This window comes from Paenibacillus sp. LS-5 (genome assembly GCF_056121505.1).
In genome coordinates, this window is the sequence record NZ_JBWAVA010000001.1 from 119289 (window position 1) to 135024 (window position 15736).

Here is a 15736-nt window from a genome sequence, read left to right on the forward strand (position 1 = left end):
GTAGCCGTAACATCTTAGGCGGAATTTATTTGCCTACTGGATGATTTATGGAAGGTTCCTGGGCAAAGCTACGGCGTTGATACCGCGAAGTAAGCAAAATAACCAAATAGATCCCCAATAATAAAAGCGGGGCAAGGGTTGAATAACGGTACATGACAGCATAGCTGGTATAAAGTGCAATCGAACCGAGAATCAGCGAGCCGATAGCTACACCCAGATCCAGTGAGTTAAAGAACATCCCGTTAGCCATCCCGCGCTGCCGGGGCTCTACAGACTGGATCATCCAGGTCTGCAGCGCAGGCTGCATGGATCCGAATCCGATACCATAACATATCGCGGCCGGAAACAGTGCGGCTGTTGATGTGGCGAAAGAGAGCAGCAGCAATCCTGCAATAATAAAGAGACTGCCTGGAATGAGCAGAGCGGGAGGACCATAACGGTCGTAGATTTTGCCGGATAGAGGTCTTACCACTACAATAGCGACAGCATTGAACAGGAAGAAGTAAGCGATATGTTCAAGATGAATTTCATTACCGAAGAGAGCCAGAAATCCCAGCAGCCCCCCGTAAGAGACAGAGAGCAGAAAGTTAAGCACACAGGGAACGAATAGTCTGCGGAAGGCTCCACCTTGGAGTTGTGTCACCGGAGTATTTGCGGGTTCCTTGTGATGTGCCGGCAAATTAGCGGTCAGACGGTAGCCAAGCGGGACAATCAGCGCCAATACGGCGATTGTACAGATCAGCAGAGAGCCGAAGCCGGGCCCCTGAAGCAGGCTCAGCCCGAGGAGGGGGCCAGCTGACATGGCGAGACTCGTGGACAGGCCGAAGTACCCCATGCCTTCACCCATCCGCCGGATCGGAATTACATCAGAGGCCATCGTCGGGAAGGCGGTGCTGGCCATGCCGAATCCTACCCCGAACAGCATCCGCATAAGCAAAAGAGCAAGAATGCTTCCTGCCCAGTAGTAACCGATAACCGCAGCAAGGGATATAGCAAGCCCAAGGAAGATCAGCAGATTACGGCCGCCTTTCTCCATAGCCTTCGCAGAGAGGAGGCGTGAAGCGATGGCACTCAGTGCGAAGAGACTGGTCACAAGACTGACTTGAACAGATGAAGCGTGAAGTGTTTCTTCTGCATAGGCAGGGAGAGTGGAGAGGGTCATCTGCAGGCCCATGAACAGCATTAAATTGCAGATCGTAAGAATAATAAATGACGGGGTCCATAAACGTTCAGATGTATGATTCAAAACGGGTGTCTCCTATTCTTGAAGTGTATTTCCAGTGTTGTTGTAGATCAATTCCAGCATGGAGCGGAGATCTTCAAGCTGTTGCGGGTTTAGTCCATTAACAGCTGCTGCAATGGTCTGCTGCTCCAGAGTAACCGTGTGCTCTATCAATGACTTGCCTGTCTCTGTTGCATAGAGTAAGAAGGCACGCCGGTCGGTGGGACTCATGGTCTTGTGGATGAAACCTTTCTTCTGCAACAGCTCCACAATGCGGGCAGTCGTCGGCTGGTCCTTGGCAGCCGCAGCGGCAACCTCTTTCTGATTGATCCCTTCACGGTCACAGATCATCAGCAGGATAGACCACTGCTCCGGGGTGATGTCATAGGGCTTAAGGACACGGGCGAATAGATTGGAGATTCTCCGGTGCGTAGAGCCCAGCAAAAATCCGAGAAAATCTTGATGTGAAGTATGGGACATGAATAGTCGTCCTTTCAATTATACTTGTTATGACAATTATATTTAAGACAATTAAAATTGTCAATGAACAACAAAAAAGCCTATCCCCGCATTAGCGGAAATAGGCTGGTAATTTATCGTTAAACAGTGCTTAGACCTGCGGAACCTTCTCCCAGTCCTTCAGGAAACGCTCGATGCCGCTATCAGTGAGCGGATGCTTCCAGAGTGAAGGCAGGAGGGAACCAGGAATGGTTGCAATATGTGCACCTGCAATGGCAGCCTGCTCCACATGCGCAATGTTACGGATACTCGCAGCGATGATCTCCGATTGGAGTCCGTAATTGGTCAGGATCGTCTTCAAATCCGAGATCAGCTTCATGCCATCTACACCGATATCATCCAGACGTCCAACAAACGGGCTGATATAGGTAGCCCCGGCTTTGGCTGCCATCAGGCCCTGAGCTGCCGAGAAGATGAGGGTTACGTTGGTTTTGATACCTTTTTTGGTTAGTTCATAACATGCTTCCAGACCATCTTCGGTCATTGGCAGCTTGATCACAACATTCGGTGCCCATTCAGCGATTTCATAAGCTTCCTTCAGCATTTCTTCAGCTTTCAGACCGATGACCTCGGCACTGACAGGGCCTGGGACGATCGCAACGATTTCTTTGATTACATCTTTGAACAGTCTGCCTTCTTTGGCGATAAGCGACGGATTCGTCGTTACGCCATCCACTAATCCGAGGCGGGTAATACGTTTGATTTCTTCAATATTTCCGGTATCCAAGAAAAATTTCATTTCGTGGTATCCTCCCTTGGTTGATATGGATTGACAAACGTTTTGCACCACTTCATTATGAATCATGCTGCTGGAAGATTCAACTGTTAAGATGAATATTTCAAAATAACTTTATAGAATTCCAGGCTGAAATGTAAATTCAGCAGGCCGTGCCCATTCCCTGACACGTTCATCACGTGATAATATAGAAACGGTATTGTTCATAACGCTGAAATGGCAGGTGTCAGATATGATTATGGTATATGCAGGGGTTGTTATCTTTCTGTTATTTGCTGCCGGCGTCATGGCCTTTCAGAACAGCAGGCTAATTGCCCAACAGGAGGCTGGAGAGTCTACGGGACGTATCAGCAGCTTGATGTATTCCGTCTATTATCAATCCTTTTCAATGAATGAAGAGCGTCCGGAAGCCGTTCCTTTGTTTCAATTCACCGTACATTCGGACGAAGAGGGGCGGCTTGCTAGCGGAGAGGTTGATAAGACGATCGCCCTTTGCCGTGTTCCAGCCGGAAGCGGGGAAATGGCACTCTCTGACGCACAGAACTGGATGCTGGGCAGTATCCGGCAGTCTGCGCTTCGGGGCTTGCACATTCTACCTGCATCATTTACGGACAAGGCCGTGAACAAAGGGGAGAAAGAACTGATCTTCCGTTTGGAATCAGCCGTAAAAGAGGAGACCGCAGTTGCGGATCGTCATTAGCCATGTGGTCATTGATACCTGTACAAGGTGATAAGAAAACCCATACTAAAACTATATAATAGTTGGATAATATACAGATGAGAGTGAGGGACCGGGAATGTCACTGAATATCGGAGTGGAATTTGTTGTGGTTGATCCAGAGAATAGAGATTTGCAGAAACTGATTAAACGGCTGGATGATGAATTGAAATCCAGATATCCGCATGAGACGATCTATGTTGTGGATTTCTCTGATCCCAAGGTGAGGGAGATGACGTTTGTAGTGGCCTATGCCGGGGATCAGCCGGTAGGCTGCGGAGGTCTGCGCCCGCTTGCTGCTGATTCTTCAATGATGGAACTAAAACGTTTCTATGTAGACCCGGATACCCGCAAACAAGGAATCGCAAACCGTATGCTGCTGGATTTGGAGCAGAAGGCGGCAGCGGCGGGCTGCAGAGAGATCCGGCTGGAGACAGGCATCAAGCAGCCGGAAGCTATTGCGCTGTATGAGAAGCACGGCTACCGGCCGATTGATTTGTTTGGACCCTATATTGGTGATCCTGACAGCCTTTGTTACGGCAAAGTCTTGTCTTAATTAACTTTAAGCGTGATACTTGCCGGTCGGTGCATCCAGTACCCACTCCAGCATCAGGATCATATCCTCAAGCCGGCTTAATTGGGCGTTCAGCGTTTCTCGCTGCGGGCTACCGTCCGGCAGTGGTGCCAGGCGGGATTCCATGGATCTTTTTTGCAGGGTCAATTCATTGATTTTGGATTGGATCTGATGTTCGGTTCGCATGCTGGAAGCCTCCTGGCGATGATAATTTGCTTACTTCTCAAGAACTATTATAACGGATACATGGGGGTATTAGAAAATGACGATCAATGTGAAGCAGCTTGCGGCAGAGAAAGCAGTGGAGTATGTGAAGGACGGAATGAAGGTTGGACTGGGAACCGGTTCTACTGCTTACTGGGCCATCCGCAAGCTGGGTGAACGGGTGAAGGAGGGATTGCAGATTACTGCTGTTGCCACTTCGGTTGCTTCGGAGGAACAAGCCCGTGAGCTCGGTATCCCCCTGGTCGGTTTCGGTGATATCGACGGTCTTGATCTGACCATTGATGGCGCGGATGAGCTGAATCATGATCTGGAGCTTATAAAAGGCGGCGGCGGTGCGCTGCTTCGTGAGAAGATCGTGGCCCGCAATAGTACACAGATGATAGTGGTGGCTGACGAGAGCAAAGCTGTTGATACCCTAGGCAAATTCCCGTTGCCGGTTGAGATTGTTGCTTTTGCCTGGGAGTGGACTATAGCCGAGCTGGCCAAGCTGGGCTGTACACCAGAGCTTCGGCGCAGCGGGGATGTTCTGTACAAGACGGACAACGGAAATTATATTGCAGATTGCCGCTTCGGGTCCATTACTTCAGCTGCTGCACTCGCAGAGTCTCTTCAGAATATTACCGGGGTAGTGGAACATGGACTGTTCATTGGTATCGCCGATATGGCAATCATCGGTAAAGCGGACGGGAGCATTGAAATCATTGAGCTCAAGAAGGTCTTATAGCAGAAGTAAACATGGCAGTTCCGGCGAGAGAGTCAAAAGAAAACATAGGCCTCCGCAGACTAGAGGTATAGGCCGGGCATTGATTATGATCCTGTTAGTAGCATACTGCTCCGCCCTTGTGTACTGGATGTTCCTGGGGTTTGGACGAACTGTTCATTCAGAAGGGCCGTTCCGGTATAACGTGCAGCCGCTTCGTACCATTGAATTATATCTAAATCTCGATAACGGAATTTCTTTGTCAGGCAGAATAATCAATTTACTTGGCAATGTCATTGTCTTTGCACCATTTGGTTTTCTGTTGCCCTTGCTGAAAAGGAATCTGTATGCTGTCTTTCGGCTGCTTATGGTGTCGGCAGCAGGAATACTGCTCCTGGAGATCATGCAGATGCTGCTTCGCGCCGGTAGCTTTGACATTGATGATGTGATCCTTAACCTGGTGGGAGTATTATTCGGATACCTCATGCTGCGCATTGTGTATTTTAGAAGAAAATAGATGGAGAGGAGAATGAATTACATGCTGACAGATTTGAAGCAGCGTACCGATACAGAGGAAGTGAAGGAACTGCTGGCTTATGCCGTGATTGATGAACCGGATGCACTCTGGCGCACCACGGTGGAATATAGCAGCAAGGCTGCATTGCAGCTCTATGGGTGGGAAGAGGAAGGATTGCTTGTAGGATTGGTAGGATTTGAGGAAACTGAAGATGGTTCGCTGGACATCCGTCATATTGCCGTACTCCCGGAGAACCGGGGAAAAGGCTATGCGCGGGGGATCATTCTCGAACTGTTGGCAGCCCGCAATCCGCGGTATCTTCTGGCTGAGACAGAGGATGAGATTGCCGCAGACTTTTACAGGAACTTGGGCTTCATGGTGTACAGTCTTGGTGAGAATCCTGCGGGTATTGAGATGTTCCGCTGTGTGTATGAAGTGGAAGAAGAAGAGGATGAAGAGTAAACAGCCAGATGCATTCGTAATTATCACATAGGCAGCATGGGCATGAGCCACTTCGCATATTTATGGCGGGGTGGCTTTTTTGTGTGAGATATATATTTTGCAGGAATGAGTATGTGATATTGACTTGGCCGTATGAAAATATTCTGTAAGCAGATTGACTTTTTAGTCTGCAAATTATATAGTTTCACTGTGAAACTATTCTACACACGAACTATTATCAAAGATAGGAGGTTGGAATATTGAACCTTGAAGAACAATGGATTAACCGCTATGTGGATGCATATATGGCAGTGACCCGGCAGATCAACTCGCAGATCAGGGACAGTATGGCAGAGGGATTAACCAATGACCAGTTTCTAATTATGCGGCTGATCAAAAGCCAGGCCCTGTGCACATCCACTTTTTTGGCAGAAGCAGTAGCTGTGGGGAAGAGCTCCATTACTGCAATCATCAATCGGCTGGTTGAAGCCGGATTTATTGAACGGACCCGTGATGAGAATGATCGCCGTCAAGTCTATTTGACGCTGACACCTGTAGGAAGTGAAACCTATTGTACGGCTGAAAAGCAGGTTCATGAGGTGATTTCTCCTTATTTCTCGCACTTTGAGGAACAGGATATCGAGAAATTTATCACGATGTTTGAGAAACTGGCATTTTTGATGCAGGAAACAGGAGGGAAAGACAATTGAAGACAATACTTAGAGCAAGATGGGCCATTATAGTCGTATGGCTCGCGGTAGCCGTACTATTATTTTTAACTGCACCGGGCATGTCAGATCTCGTTCGTGAGAAGGGGCAGATATCCGTTCCGGACGGCTATACCTCGACCAGAGCTTCAGAGATTATGAAGGAAGTGGCCGATACCAAAGGCGGAGAGACGCTGCATCAAGTGGCGCTAGTCTTCAACAAACCAGCCGGTCTTTCCGCAGAAGATACTGAGAGCATTAAGCAGGGCGTTGAGAAGCTTGCTGCTCAAAAAGATACGCTGAAGATCAACTCGATCACCGACCCGTTTTCGCAGTCTGAACTGAAGGACACCCTGATTGCCAAAGACGGCAAAACCCTAATGGTTGCGCTGATGGTAAGCGGCGGGGAGGAAGCGGTTAAGCAATTGCCGGATCAGGTGGATGCCTTGCTTAGCGGTGTCAGCGCCGATCACTACTTAACGAGTGAAGGACTAATTACGGAGGATACCATTGCCAGTTCGGAAGCCGGACTCAAAAAATCGGAATACATTACGGTCATCTTTATTTTGCTGATTCTGTTTGTGGTCTTCCGGTCGTTTGTTGCCCCCTTTGTGCCGCTTCTGACCGTAGGGCTCAGTTATATTGTCTCGCAGTCCGTAGTAGCATTCCTGGTGGACCGCTTCGATTTTCCTTTATCGACCTTTACGCAGATATTTATGGTTGCCGTCATGTTCGGGATCGGGACGGATTACTGTATCTTACTGATCAGCCGCTTCAAAGAAGAACTGGCTGCTGCTGAGGATACTAAAAGTGCCATTATCACTACATACCGTAAAGCGGGTGGTACTGTATTCTACTCCGGCCTTGCCGTATTCGTAGGATTTCTGGCGATCGGGCTGTCCAAGTTCGGGCTCTACCGTTCTGCGGTAGCAGTAGCCGTAGGAATTGCTGTGATGATGCTGGCACTCGTAACAGTCGTTCCTTTCTTCATGGCAGTATTGGGTAAGACACTATTCTGGCCTTCAAGCAGTAAGCTAGAGCACAGTGAGAGCCGGATTTGGGGGGCAGCAGGTTCCTTTTCCCTCAAAAGACCTTGGGCAGCTTTGCTGATCGTAGCGGCGATCGTAGTGCCTTTCCTGTTGACTTACACGGGTAAGCTGTCCTTTAACAGCATGGATGAAATTGGTTCCAACTATGCTTCAGTCAAAGGCTTTAACATCATCTCTGAGAGCTTCGGCCCGGGTGAATCCATGCCAGGCAAGATCGTCATCAAAAATGACGACCGTATGGATACTTCGGAATATATTGGACTCGCGGAGAAGATCAGCCGTGAGCTGGAAAAGGTGGAAGGGGTCAAATCGGTACGCAGTATGTCGCGTCCGACCGGCGAGCAGATCAATGACTTCCTGATTCCAACTCAAGTGGCAACCCTATCGAATGGTCTCAGTCAGAGCAATGAAGGACTGACCAAGATTCAATCGGGCCTTGAAGAAGCAAGCAAGCAGCTCAGTGACAATGAGCCGAAGCTGAACGAAGCCGTATCAGGCAGCGCGAAGCTGACAGAAGGTACAACCGAGCTGAAAAAAGGTATCGATGCTCTGGGTGATGGGCTGTCACGCATTCAAAGCGGCATTCAGAGCGGCTCCGCAGGCGCCGGAGAGATCAAAACCGGACTGGCACAGGCGGCAGCCAGCGCCAAGAAGTTAGCTGATGCCAATGCATCACTGCTGGAGGGTTACAAGAAAATTGGAGCAGGACTGACGGCGCTGGACGGAGGACTTGGTCAGCTCCAGACCCAGCTTCAAGGTGTGGCGGCTGCGCTCGGAGGCTTGGATGCGTCTTTCACCGGTCTGGAAGCTACTCATCCCGATCTCTTGCAGGATGTGAACTATCAGACGATCAAAGGCACAGTAACGCAGAGTGGGACAGGAGCGGCCCAGCTAGCAGCTGGATTAAGCCAGATATCCGGACAGTTAAAAGGAGCTGCATCAGGCCTGGATCAGGCTAATACAGGATATGCCAAAGCGGCAGCCGGACAGACTGCGCTTGCGCAGGGGCTCGACAAGCTCGTGGCGGGTATCGGCCAGCTTCAATCAGGGTTGAATCAGGCGGCTGCCGGACAAGGACAGATTGTAGATAAGATACCTTCTATTACAAGCGGCCTGGATCAGCTGCAGGGCGGCCAGCAACAGCTGGCGGACGGTTTCGGCCAGCTTACAGGACAAATTGGCCAATTGACAGATGGTCTGAGCGACAGTGCGAAGGGCCTGAAGCAGATTACAGGCGGACTGGATTCGGCTCAGGATTATCTGAAGCAGATTCAGGATGCCAAAGATGATGAACTGAGTGGATTCCTGGTACCGGAAGAGGCGCTTAAGGCTGAGGGTATGGGGCAGGTATTTGATAATTATCTGTCATCAGACCGCAAGGTGATGACCATGGATGTGGTATTTACAGCTAATCCATACAGCGCAAAAGCCATCGACAGTATGGGTGATATTCAGGCAGCTGTAGACCGCGCCGTCAAAGGTACAAAGCTGGAAAATGCCGAAACGGCCATCAGCGGTGTAACCAGCACCTATAGCGATCTGCAGAAAATATCCAATGAGGATTATACGCGGACAGTTATCCTAATGTTAGGCGGTATCTTCATCATACTGGTACTGCTGCTGCGTTCGATTATTATGCCGCTGTACCTGATCCTTTCACTAGTGATCACCTACTTCACAGCACTCGGGGTGACTGAGGCGATTTTCGTACATTTGCTGAACTACTCCGGGATTACATGGACGACACCATTCTTCAGTTTTGTAATGCTGATTGCGCTGGGTGTGGATTACAGCATCTTCCTCATGGCCCGGTTCAATGAGAACAAGACATGGGATGTGCGGGAAGCCATCCTGCACGCCATGCGTAACATGGGTACAGTAATCCTGTCTGCGGTTGTCATTCTGGGCGGAACTTTCGCTTCGATGTATCCGTCCGGCGTACTGTCGATGATGCAGATTGCTACTGTAGTCCTGTCGGGTCTTGCCTTGTACGCACTGGTATTCCTGCCATTCTTCGTACCAGTGATGGTAAGAATGTTCGGCCGGGCCAACTGGTGGCCGTTCAGCGGATCTGCTTCGGATGACAAACCAAGAACACTAGACATGTAAAACTGGATATTTATATAACAATCAATACCATCTGAATGGATTGTCCTTAATCCCAAAAAACCTCCGCCGCACATTACTTGTGCTGGCAGGAGGTTTTTGGTCTAGCGGATGTATGTAGCGGCTGAACTAGCGTATCTTTGCCAAATAGCTGCGAAGCGCCCAGCCGCGTTCCTGCCGTTTTTTGTATTTGGGCAGTGAGCGGTAAATGGCTGTCGATTCGGCAAAGGCACGTTTGGCATCGTCAGTTCTGCCCAGTGCCTTATACATCGAACCGGCAAGATAATAGGCTTCACTGGAAGAAGATTGTATCTCCTGAAACTGGGTTACATAATGCAAGGCTTTGTCATGATCGATATTTCGGAAGGTTTCAGCGAGACGGAGGTAAGGCTGTCCGTATTGGGCTTTGCGGTTGATCTCCAGACCTTGCAGCATCTGTGCTTCGCCTTCAGGCAGCAGTCCCAGCTTCAAATTCGCATAGCCCAGCTCCACCCAATACTCCGCAGATTGCTCATAGCGGTCAGCGATTTGTACAAGCAATTCCTTGGCTTCACTGTAACGCTTGCGTTCAATCAGCAGTCTTGCCAAATCAAATTTGGCGGACACGTCATTCGGATTGAGCGAAATGGTTGTCCGCAGTCTGGACATTTGCCGGCTCCGGCGGAACGGCTTGGTGATGCTGGGGAAAATACCGACATATCGGCGGTCCAGAAAATACAGGATAACGAGCAAAATGAGAAGTGCCAGAAAAGGGTTGCCCACCAGGCGGTACAGCAGCAAGAAACCGAAAATTTTAAACATGAATTCCCTCCGTTATATTGGTGTATCCGAACTTCATTCCTATAGCTGATTGCAGAGCAGGGTAATTATACCATATTGACCTATATTTCAGATTGTTATTTTTCGTGCAGTAGGGTGAATTGACAGTCTATGGCTTAAGATTTAAGCTGAGAATATCTGCAGCTCCGCACAGGGATTTCCTGTTTTCTGCCTGCATAACTGAACGTACTCTATTTATGGGAGAAGGATGATTCATGGAATCAGGATTGGCAACAGCCGGCTTACGTCCCTTGGGACAATCCACATTAATGGTGTCGCCGCTTGGACTGGGATGCTGGCAGTTCAGCCGGGGTAAAGGCATTGTCGGGAAGTATTGGAGTAATCTGGAGGATGCGGATATTCTGGAGATTGTCCGGGTGAGTCTGGAAGGGGGCATGAACTGGGTAGACACTGCTGAGATCTATGGCGGTGGTAAATCGGAGGAAGCACTAGCCCACGTGCTGGATCAGCTAAAAAGGGAGGGGAGCCCCCATGCTGCACCTCTGATTGCAACCAAATGGTGGCCGCTTTTCCGTACCGCTAATTCCATTACCTCCACGATTGATGAACGGATCCGTTGCCTCGGCGGCCGGGATATTGATTTGTACCAGATTCATCAGCCATTCTCCCTTTCTTCGATTGCCAGTGAGATGAAAGCGATGGCAGGGCTTGTTCAAGCCGGCAAGATCCGTAACATCGGAGTCAGCAACTATTCGGCCAAGCAAATGACGGAAGCCCACAGGCTTCTCCGCCAATATGGCTTGAATCTTGTCTCCAACCAGGTGAAATACAATCTGCTGGACCGGAGAATTGAACAGAACGGAACGATGGCGGCTGCGAAAGAGCTTGGAATTTCGATTATTGCCTACTCTCCGCTGCAGCAGGGCATCCTGACAGGTCGTTTCCACCAGGACCCTGCGCAGATACAGGCTGTCTCCCGTATGCGGAGAATGCAGTCCGGACTTGGTGACAAAGGACTGGCCCGCAGTAAGCCATTAATCGAGAGTCTGAAGGAACTGGCAGGGAAGTACGACGTGACTCCTGGCCAAATTGCTCTTAACTGGCTGATGTATTTCAACGGCGACACGGTGGTTGCTATCCCAGGCGCATCCAAGGTCCGGCATGCCCGGGAGAACATCGGAGCGATGAGCTTCCGTCTTGAGCAAGGCGAGCTTGAGCATCTGAATGAAGTCTCTTGGACCGTTTTGAAGTGACGGAGATGACTGGATAATGAACCTTTTAGAATGAAACGTATAAGACCTCCATTCCGCTTTGCGGATTTGGAGGTTTTTTATTTTTTCCTCAATGTGCAATAAAACTGTTTAGGATTGGAAGTTACGGGTTAATTAAGGGATAAGATAGTGCACAGATACGCAAATATGGACGAACCTATATAAGGAGGTTGACTTAAATGAGTATGGCAGTACATAATCTTATGGCTTATAATCCTCACTATTTCAGACCTCAGCCCGTTGCTGATCCCAAGCCGCAAAGATCCGATGACCACACATTGAGCTTCAAGGAAATTCTGAGCGAGAAGCTGAAGGCGCAGAACGGAATGAAGAAATAATTACAGCACTTCAGTATATCTATAATGATAAAAAGATAGAAGCCGGATAAATCGACTAAGGTCGTTTATCCGGCTTTTTGCGTACCTTCTAATGTGGATTGGTTAAAGAAGCTAAGGTCTAACCTCATAGAATTGGCAGCTGCTGCGGGAATAATAGGTTAAGTCGCTGACTCTGGATTGAATCACGACATCCGAATCAGTAAAGCGTACAACGGTGGCTCCGGTATTCACCAGATGGTCATCCTCGAAGACTCTTACCGGCAGTTTGCGGTCAACGGCTTCCTGGAGATCGCTGTCGGTCAGCAAAGGGCGGTTAATAGGCATGATGGTATTCTCCTTTTATACAATATAACGATGCTGCGATTGCTGATAATGGAATTCAAAAATAGTATACCTGCGGGCAGCAGATAAATCCAGAAGGAACTCAAATGTGGGTCACATCTATCGTAAGTATTTCCACCATAAATCAGAAGTTTGCCTCCTCAAAAAAAAAGATCGCCTACTGTACACTAAATATAGTAAGAGAAACCTTTGAAAGGGGTACAGAGGAATGAGAAAAGCAAATCACCTGGCAGTGTCACTTGCCGCCGTTCTGCTCGTCGGTTCACTGGCAGGATGCGGAGGAAACAACAATGCCGGGAATGACAGTAAAAAAGAAAATTCGGGTAACAATGCGGCAAGTACTAATACTCCGGCAACAGAAAAGGCAGCAGATCCTGCTGAAAAGATTGAACTCTCTTTCTGGACGCTCGGTAACGTCAACTATGAAGAGTTGGGGAACCAGTATACCAAGGAACATCCAAATGTTACCATTAAGGTTCAGAACACCGGTGACCAGACCGCTCACCACAACAACCTGACGACTGCATTGTCAGCAGGTTCGGGAGCACCGGATATTTTCCAACTTGAAATCGGTTTCATGGAACGCTTCCTGGGGGCCCAGGATAAATTCTACAACCTGAACGATTATGGCGCGAAGGATATTCAAGCCAATTATCTGGACTGGAAATGGAAACAAGCTTCTTCCAAGGATGGCAGCTTCCAACTGGGTCTTCCAACAGATATCGGACCTACTGTTGTATACTACCGTACCGACTTGGCTAAAGATGCCGGTTTACCGGATGATCCAGACGGCTTCGGTGCTGCAATCGATACCTGGGATAAATTTGCTACAGTAGCCAAAGCGTTCAAAGACAAAACCGGCAAGCCGTTTGTGGATCTGACGGATCTGACTTATAACGCTCTGCGCGACCAGTCGGCTGACGAAATTTACTTCAGCAAAGCTGATGGCAAATTCATCGGTGACACGAATCCGCAGGTTAAGAAGGCATATGATTTCACAGTTAAGGGTATTCAGGAAGGATGGATCAGCAATGTAATGCTGTGGTCTCCTGAGTGGGGCCAAGGCATGAACGACGGTTCCTTTGCAGTAGTTATGGGACCAGCATGGATGGCCGGCAATATTAAGAGCAATGCACCGGATTCCTCCGGTAAATGGAAAATTGCTCAGCTTCCAGAAGGTGCCGGCAACTGGGGCGGATCATTCATCACCCTGCCGAAGGAAGGCAAGCATCCTAAGGAAGCTTATGACTTCATCCAATGGCTTGTTAATAAAGACAACCAGCTCGAATCGTTCAAGACTAAAGGTCTGATGCCTTCCATTCCTGCACTGTATGAAGATCCTGCCTTTAAGGACTTCAAGGATGAATTCTTCGGCGGCCAGCAGACTGCGGTTGAATTCGGTAAATCAGCAAACCGTGTAAAACCTGTCTACTACGGTCCGCTGCATGACCAGACGGATACGTTCTTCAAGAACGCACTGAAGAATGTACTGGAGAAGAAAGCCGATCCGGCTAAAGAGTGGGATGAAGCCGTAAAACAGGCGAAGACTCTGGCAGAACGCGGTTAATTAGTTCAATTAAGTTGTTATGATCGTCCGGATTCATGGGGGAGCAGTATCCTCCTTGAATCCGGATTTAAAAACGTTATATTCCCTGGAGGTGTGACATGGCTGAGCCCGTACTCGCGAGTCCACATGCCGAGAGCAAACGCCCTTTTTTAACTGAACAAAGACGGAGCCGCATTACTGCATATACCTTTATTTCTCCTTTCTTTATTCTGTTCTCGATATTTGGACTGTACCCGATATTCTTCACAATTTATTTATCCTTTTTTAAGTGGGATGCACTGGGTCCCATGAAATTCGTCGGTATGAAAAACTATGATCTGGTGACGAGCGACCCTACTTTCTGGATCTCTTTCACCAACACGCTCATTATGGGCCTTATGGGAACTGTACCGCAGATTATTCTTGCGCTGCTGCTGGCAGTACTCCTGCATTCGGGGATGACCCGTTTCAAGAAAACGTTCCGTATCCTCTATTTCATGCCGAACATCACTTCGATTGTTGCCGTTACTCTCGTATTCAGTACGTTGTTCGGTAATAACGGTATGATCAACTGGATGCTGAATGGACTCGGTCTGGACAGCATGGCCTTCAACTCTGGCTGGTGGGGTGTTAAAATCGCTATTTCTTCGATGGTCATGTGGCGCTGGACGGGCTACAATGCCATTATTTTCCTATCTGGCTTGCAGAGTATTCCAATGGATCTGTATGAAGCGGCCCGCATTGATGGAGCGAGCAGAAGACAGCAGCTTACCTTCATTACCCTGCCGCTGCTGCGTCCGTTCATAATTTTTGTTACCCTGCTCTCAACGATTGGAGCATTGCAGCTCTTTACAGAGCCATATGTATTCCTGGGCCAATCCGGAACCGGATCGACTAGACAGGAAGGAATTACGATGGTGACCTATCTCTACAGTGAAGCTTTCCGTAATGGATTCTTTGGTACGGCGGCGGCTACGGCAGTTCTGCTGTTCCTCGTCACGATTATTTTCTCCTTGCTTAATATGCTGGTCTCAAGCCGCATGGGCGGAGATACAGGAGGGAAAAAAGCGTGAGCACACTGCGTATGTTCAAAAAAAATCCGGACGATCTCGGCCTTTTCGGCAAGTTCTGGTTCTATGTTCTGCTAATTCTCGGGGCCCTGGTGTCCATCTTCCCGTTTTACTGGATGTTTGTGGTAGGTACCAATGACAAAGGTGCTGTATTCCATGTGCCGCCGCTCTTGACCATCGGGGATCAGTTCATTGACAACTTCAAGCGTGTACTGGATAAATCGGATTTCTTCCAGGCACTGGGCAACTCCCTGTTTGTATCATCAATGGTGACGGTTTCGGTCGTATTCTTCTGCACACTGGCCGGTTATGCATTTGCCAAATATGAGTTTCCGTTCAAAAATGTACTATTCTACTTCGTCATTGCCACCCTGTTCGTGCCGCAGCAGCTCGGAGTATTGCCAACCTATGTCATTATGGCCAAACTGCACTGGATCGACAGTTTCAAAGCGCTGATTGTACCAGCGATGGTTAATGCCTTCGGGATCTTCTGGATGCGCCAGTACATTTCCACAGCCGTACATACGGAGCTGATTGAAGCCGGCCGGATTGACGGCGGAGGTCATTTCCGTATCTTCTGGAACATTGCAATTCCTGTCATTACACCAGCTATGGCTACGCTTGGTATTCTAAATTTCATGACCGTATGGAATGATTTCTTCTGGCCGCTCGTCGTGCTGAAGAACAAAGAGAATTTCACCATTCAGATTGCATTGCAGCAGCTGTTCACCACGCGTGACGGCCTGGATTATGGAATGATTATGTCTGCAACATTCACCGCAACACTACCGCTGCTCGTTGTATTCCTGCTCTTCAGCCGCTGGGTCATTGCCGGACTTACGTCGGGTGCGATCAAGAGCTAAGAGGAATTAAGG

At 48.8% G+C, this 15736-nt stretch carries 18 protein-coding genes; 12 read left to right on the forward strand and 6 right to left on the reverse strand.

Annotation, left to right across the window (positions count from 1 at the left end):
* Nucleotides 1-25: 25 nt before the first annotated feature.
* From AC0MA3_RS00530 to fsa, 3 genes are all read right to left on the reverse strand, one after another.
* Complete coding sequence (locus tag AC0MA3_RS00530) at nucleotides 26-1246, reverse strand: MFS transporter (RefSeq protein WP_474654782.1); 1221 nt, start codon at nucleotides 1244-1246, stop codon at nucleotides 26-28.
* Between the two features lie 12 nt (nucleotides 1247-1258).
* Entirely contained in the window at nucleotides 1259-1702 is a 444-nt protein-coding gene (locus tag AC0MA3_RS00535; protein ID WP_474654783.1) for a MarR family winged helix-turn-helix transcriptional regulator, read from the reverse strand.
* A gap of 130 nt (nucleotides 1703-1832) precedes the next feature.
* Entirely contained in the window at nucleotides 1833-2480 is a 648-nt protein-coding gene (gene fsa / locus AC0MA3_RS00540; protein WP_074088639.1) for a fructose-6-phosphate aldolase, read from the reverse strand.
* A 229-nt stretch (nucleotides 2481-2709) separates the two neighbouring features.
* Here fsa and AC0MA3_RS00545 point away from each other — a divergent pair, with 229 nt between their 5' ends.
* A complete protein-coding gene (locus AC0MA3_RS00545; protein ID WP_474654784.1) occupies nucleotides 2710-3177 on the forward strand; it encodes a hypothetical protein in 468 nt (155 codons plus the stop codon).
* A gap of 97 nt (nucleotides 3178-3274) precedes the next feature.
* Nucleotides 3275-3751 carry a GNAT family N-acetyltransferase gene (locus AC0MA3_RS00550; RefSeq protein ID WP_474654785.1) on the forward strand — a complete coding sequence of 159 codons (477 nt, stop codon included), beginning with the start codon at nucleotides 3275-3277 and terminating at the stop codon, nucleotides 3749-3751.
* A gap of 6 nt (nucleotides 3752-3757) precedes the next feature.
* Here AC0MA3_RS00550 and AC0MA3_RS00555 read toward each other — a convergent pair whose 3' ends face one another.
* Nucleotides 3758-3955 carry a hypothetical protein gene (locus AC0MA3_RS00555; protein ID WP_474654786.1) on the reverse strand — a complete coding sequence of 66 codons (198 nt, stop codon included), beginning with the start codon at nucleotides 3953-3955 and terminating at the stop codon, nucleotides 3758-3760.
* Between the two features lie 76 nt (nucleotides 3956-4031).
* Here AC0MA3_RS00555 and rpiA point away from each other — a divergent pair, with 76 nt between their 5' ends.
* The 5 genes from rpiA (at nucleotide 4032) to AC0MA3_RS00580 (ending at nucleotide 9517) form a co-directional block, all read left to right on the forward strand.
* Nucleotides 4032-4718 (forward strand): ribose-5-phosphate isomerase RpiA, encoded by a 687-nt coding sequence (rpiA, locus tag AC0MA3_RS00560; RefSeq protein ID WP_474654787.1) that lies wholly within the window; start codon nucleotides 4032-4034, stop codon nucleotides 4716-4718.
* Nucleotides 4719-4803: 85 nt separating this feature from the next.
* Nucleotides 4804-5211 carry a VanZ family protein gene (locus AC0MA3_RS00565; protein ID WP_474654788.1) on the forward strand — a complete coding sequence of 136 codons (408 nt, stop codon included), beginning with the start codon at nucleotides 4804-4806 and terminating at the stop codon, nucleotides 5209-5211.
* A 21-nt stretch (nucleotides 5212-5232) separates the two neighbouring features.
* Entirely contained in the window at nucleotides 5233-5673 is a 441-nt protein-coding gene (locus tag AC0MA3_RS00570; RefSeq protein ID WP_474654789.1) for a GNAT family N-acetyltransferase, read from the forward strand.
* A 239-nt stretch (nucleotides 5674-5912) separates the two neighbouring features.
* Nucleotides 5913-6362, forward strand: coding sequence for a MarR family winged helix-turn-helix transcriptional regulator (locus tag AC0MA3_RS00575; RefSeq protein ID WP_379153107.1), 450 nt, complete (start codon nucleotides 5913-5915; stop codon nucleotides 6360-6362).
* Nucleotides 6359-9517 (forward strand): MMPL family transporter, encoded by a 3159-nt coding sequence (locus tag AC0MA3_RS00580; RefSeq protein WP_474654790.1) that lies wholly within the window; start codon nucleotides 6359-6361, stop codon nucleotides 9515-9517. The genes AC0MA3_RS00575 and AC0MA3_RS00580 overlap by 4 nt, the downstream gene beginning before the upstream one ends.
* Before the next feature lie 126 nt (nucleotides 9518-9643).
* Here the strand turns inward: AC0MA3_RS00580 and AC0MA3_RS00585 are convergent, their stop codons facing one another.
* On the reverse strand, nucleotides 9644-10315 hold the full coding sequence (locus tag AC0MA3_RS00585) for a tetratricopeptide repeat protein (RefSeq protein ID WP_474654791.1): 672 nt from the start codon (nucleotides 10313-10315) through the stop codon (nucleotides 9644-9646).
* A 233-nt stretch (nucleotides 10316-10548) separates the two neighbouring features.
* On the opposite strand from AC0MA3_RS00585, the gene AC0MA3_RS00590 reads away from it, so the two are divergent.
* Together AC0MA3_RS00590 and AC0MA3_RS00595 are read left to right on the forward strand one after the other, a co-directional pair.
* Complete coding sequence (locus AC0MA3_RS00590) at nucleotides 10549-11547, forward strand: aldo/keto reductase (protein WP_474654792.1); 999 nt, start codon at nucleotides 10549-10551, stop codon at nucleotides 11545-11547.
* A gap of 197 nt (nucleotides 11548-11744) precedes the next feature.
* Nucleotides 11745-11903 carry a hypothetical protein gene (locus AC0MA3_RS00595; protein ID WP_379153099.1) on the forward strand — a complete coding sequence of 53 codons (159 nt, stop codon included), beginning with the start codon at nucleotides 11745-11747 and terminating at the stop codon, nucleotides 11901-11903.
* A 111-nt stretch (nucleotides 11904-12014) separates the two neighbouring features.
* Here AC0MA3_RS00595 and AC0MA3_RS00600 read toward each other — a convergent pair whose 3' ends face one another.
* Nucleotides 12015-12227, reverse strand: coding sequence for a hypothetical protein (locus AC0MA3_RS00600; RefSeq protein ID WP_379153097.1), 213 nt, complete (start codon nucleotides 12225-12227; stop codon nucleotides 12015-12017).
* A 226-nt stretch (nucleotides 12228-12453) separates the two neighbouring features.
* Here AC0MA3_RS00600 and AC0MA3_RS00605 point away from each other — a divergent pair, with 226 nt between their 5' ends.
* From AC0MA3_RS00605 to AC0MA3_RS00615, 3 genes are all read left to right on the forward strand, one after another.
* Nucleotides 12454-13812 (forward strand): extracellular solute-binding protein, encoded by a 1359-nt coding sequence (locus AC0MA3_RS00605; protein ID WP_474654793.1) that lies wholly within the window; start codon nucleotides 12454-12456, stop codon nucleotides 13810-13812.
* 98 nt (nucleotides 13813-13910) lie between these two features.
* Nucleotides 13911-14864 carry a carbohydrate ABC transporter permease gene (locus AC0MA3_RS00610; RefSeq protein ID WP_379153093.1) on the forward strand — a complete coding sequence of 318 codons (954 nt, stop codon included), beginning with the start codon at nucleotides 13911-13913 and terminating at the stop codon, nucleotides 14862-14864.
* A gap of 11 nt (nucleotides 14865-14875) precedes the next feature.
* Nucleotides 14876-15724, forward strand: a complete 849-nt coding sequence (locus AC0MA3_RS00615; protein ID WP_379154179.1) for a carbohydrate ABC transporter permease — start codon at nucleotides 14876-14878, stop codon at nucleotides 15722-15724.
* The last annotated feature ends 12 nt before the right edge of the window (nucleotides 15725-15736 follow it).

What these genes read in the sequence shown, in the direction of transcription:
- AC0MA3_RS00535 (WP_474654783.1), bottom strand. Translation starts at nt 1,702, where the DNA reads ATGTCCCATACTTCACATCAAGATTTTCTCGGATTTTTGCTGGGCTCT.
- fsa (WP_074088639.1), bottom strand. Translation starts at nt 2,480, where the DNA reads ATGAAATTTTTCTTGGATACCGGAAATATTGAAGAAATCAAACGTATT.
- AC0MA3_RS00545 (WP_474654784.1), top strand. Translation starts at nt 2,710, where the DNA reads ATGATTATGGTATATGCAGGGGTTGTTATCTTTCTGTTATTTGCTGCC.
- AC0MA3_RS00550 (WP_474654785.1), top strand. Translation starts at nt 3,275, where the DNA reads ATGTCACTGAATATCGGAGTGGAATTTGTTGTGGTTGATCCAGAGAAT.
- AC0MA3_RS00555 (WP_474654786.1), bottom strand. Translation starts at nt 3,955, where the DNA reads ATGCGAACCGAACATCAGATCCAATCCAAAATCAATGAATTGACCCTG.
- rpiA (WP_474654787.1), top strand. Translation starts at nt 4,032, where the DNA reads ATGACGATCAATGTGAAGCAGCTTGCGGCAGAGAAAGCAGTGGAGTAT.
- AC0MA3_RS00565 (WP_474654788.1), top strand. Translation starts at nt 4,804, where the DNA reads ATGATCCTGTTAGTAGCATACTGCTCCGCCCTTGTGTACTGGATGTTC.
- AC0MA3_RS00570 (WP_474654789.1), top strand. Translation starts at nt 5,233, where the DNA reads ATGCTGACAGATTTGAAGCAGCGTACCGATACAGAGGAAGTGAAGGAA.
- AC0MA3_RS00585 (WP_474654791.1), bottom strand. Translation starts at nt 10,315, where the DNA reads ATGTTTAAAATTTTCGGTTTCTTGCTGCTGTACCGCCTGGTGGGCAAC.
- AC0MA3_RS00590 (WP_474654792.1), top strand. Translation starts at nt 10,549, where the DNA reads ATGGAATCAGGATTGGCAACAGCCGGCTTACGTCCCTTGGGACAATCC.
- AC0MA3_RS00595 (WP_379153099.1), top strand. Translation starts at nt 11,745, where the DNA reads ATGAGTATGGCAGTACATAATCTTATGGCTTATAATCCTCACTATTTC.
- AC0MA3_RS00600 (WP_379153097.1), bottom strand. Translation starts at nt 12,227, where the DNA reads ATGCCTATTAACCGCCCTTTGCTGACCGACAGCGATCTCCAGGAAGCC.
- AC0MA3_RS00605 (WP_474654793.1), top strand. Translation starts at nt 12,454, where the DNA reads ATGAGAAAAGCAAATCACCTGGCAGTGTCACTTGCCGCCGTTCTGCTC.
- AC0MA3_RS00610 (WP_379153093.1), top strand. Translation starts at nt 13,911, where the DNA reads ATGGCTGAGCCCGTACTCGCGAGTCCACATGCCGAGAGCAAACGCCCT.
- AC0MA3_RS00615 (WP_379154179.1), top strand. Translation starts at nt 14,876, where the DNA reads ATGTTCAAAAAAAATCCGGACGATCTCGGCCTTTTCGGCAAGTTCTGG.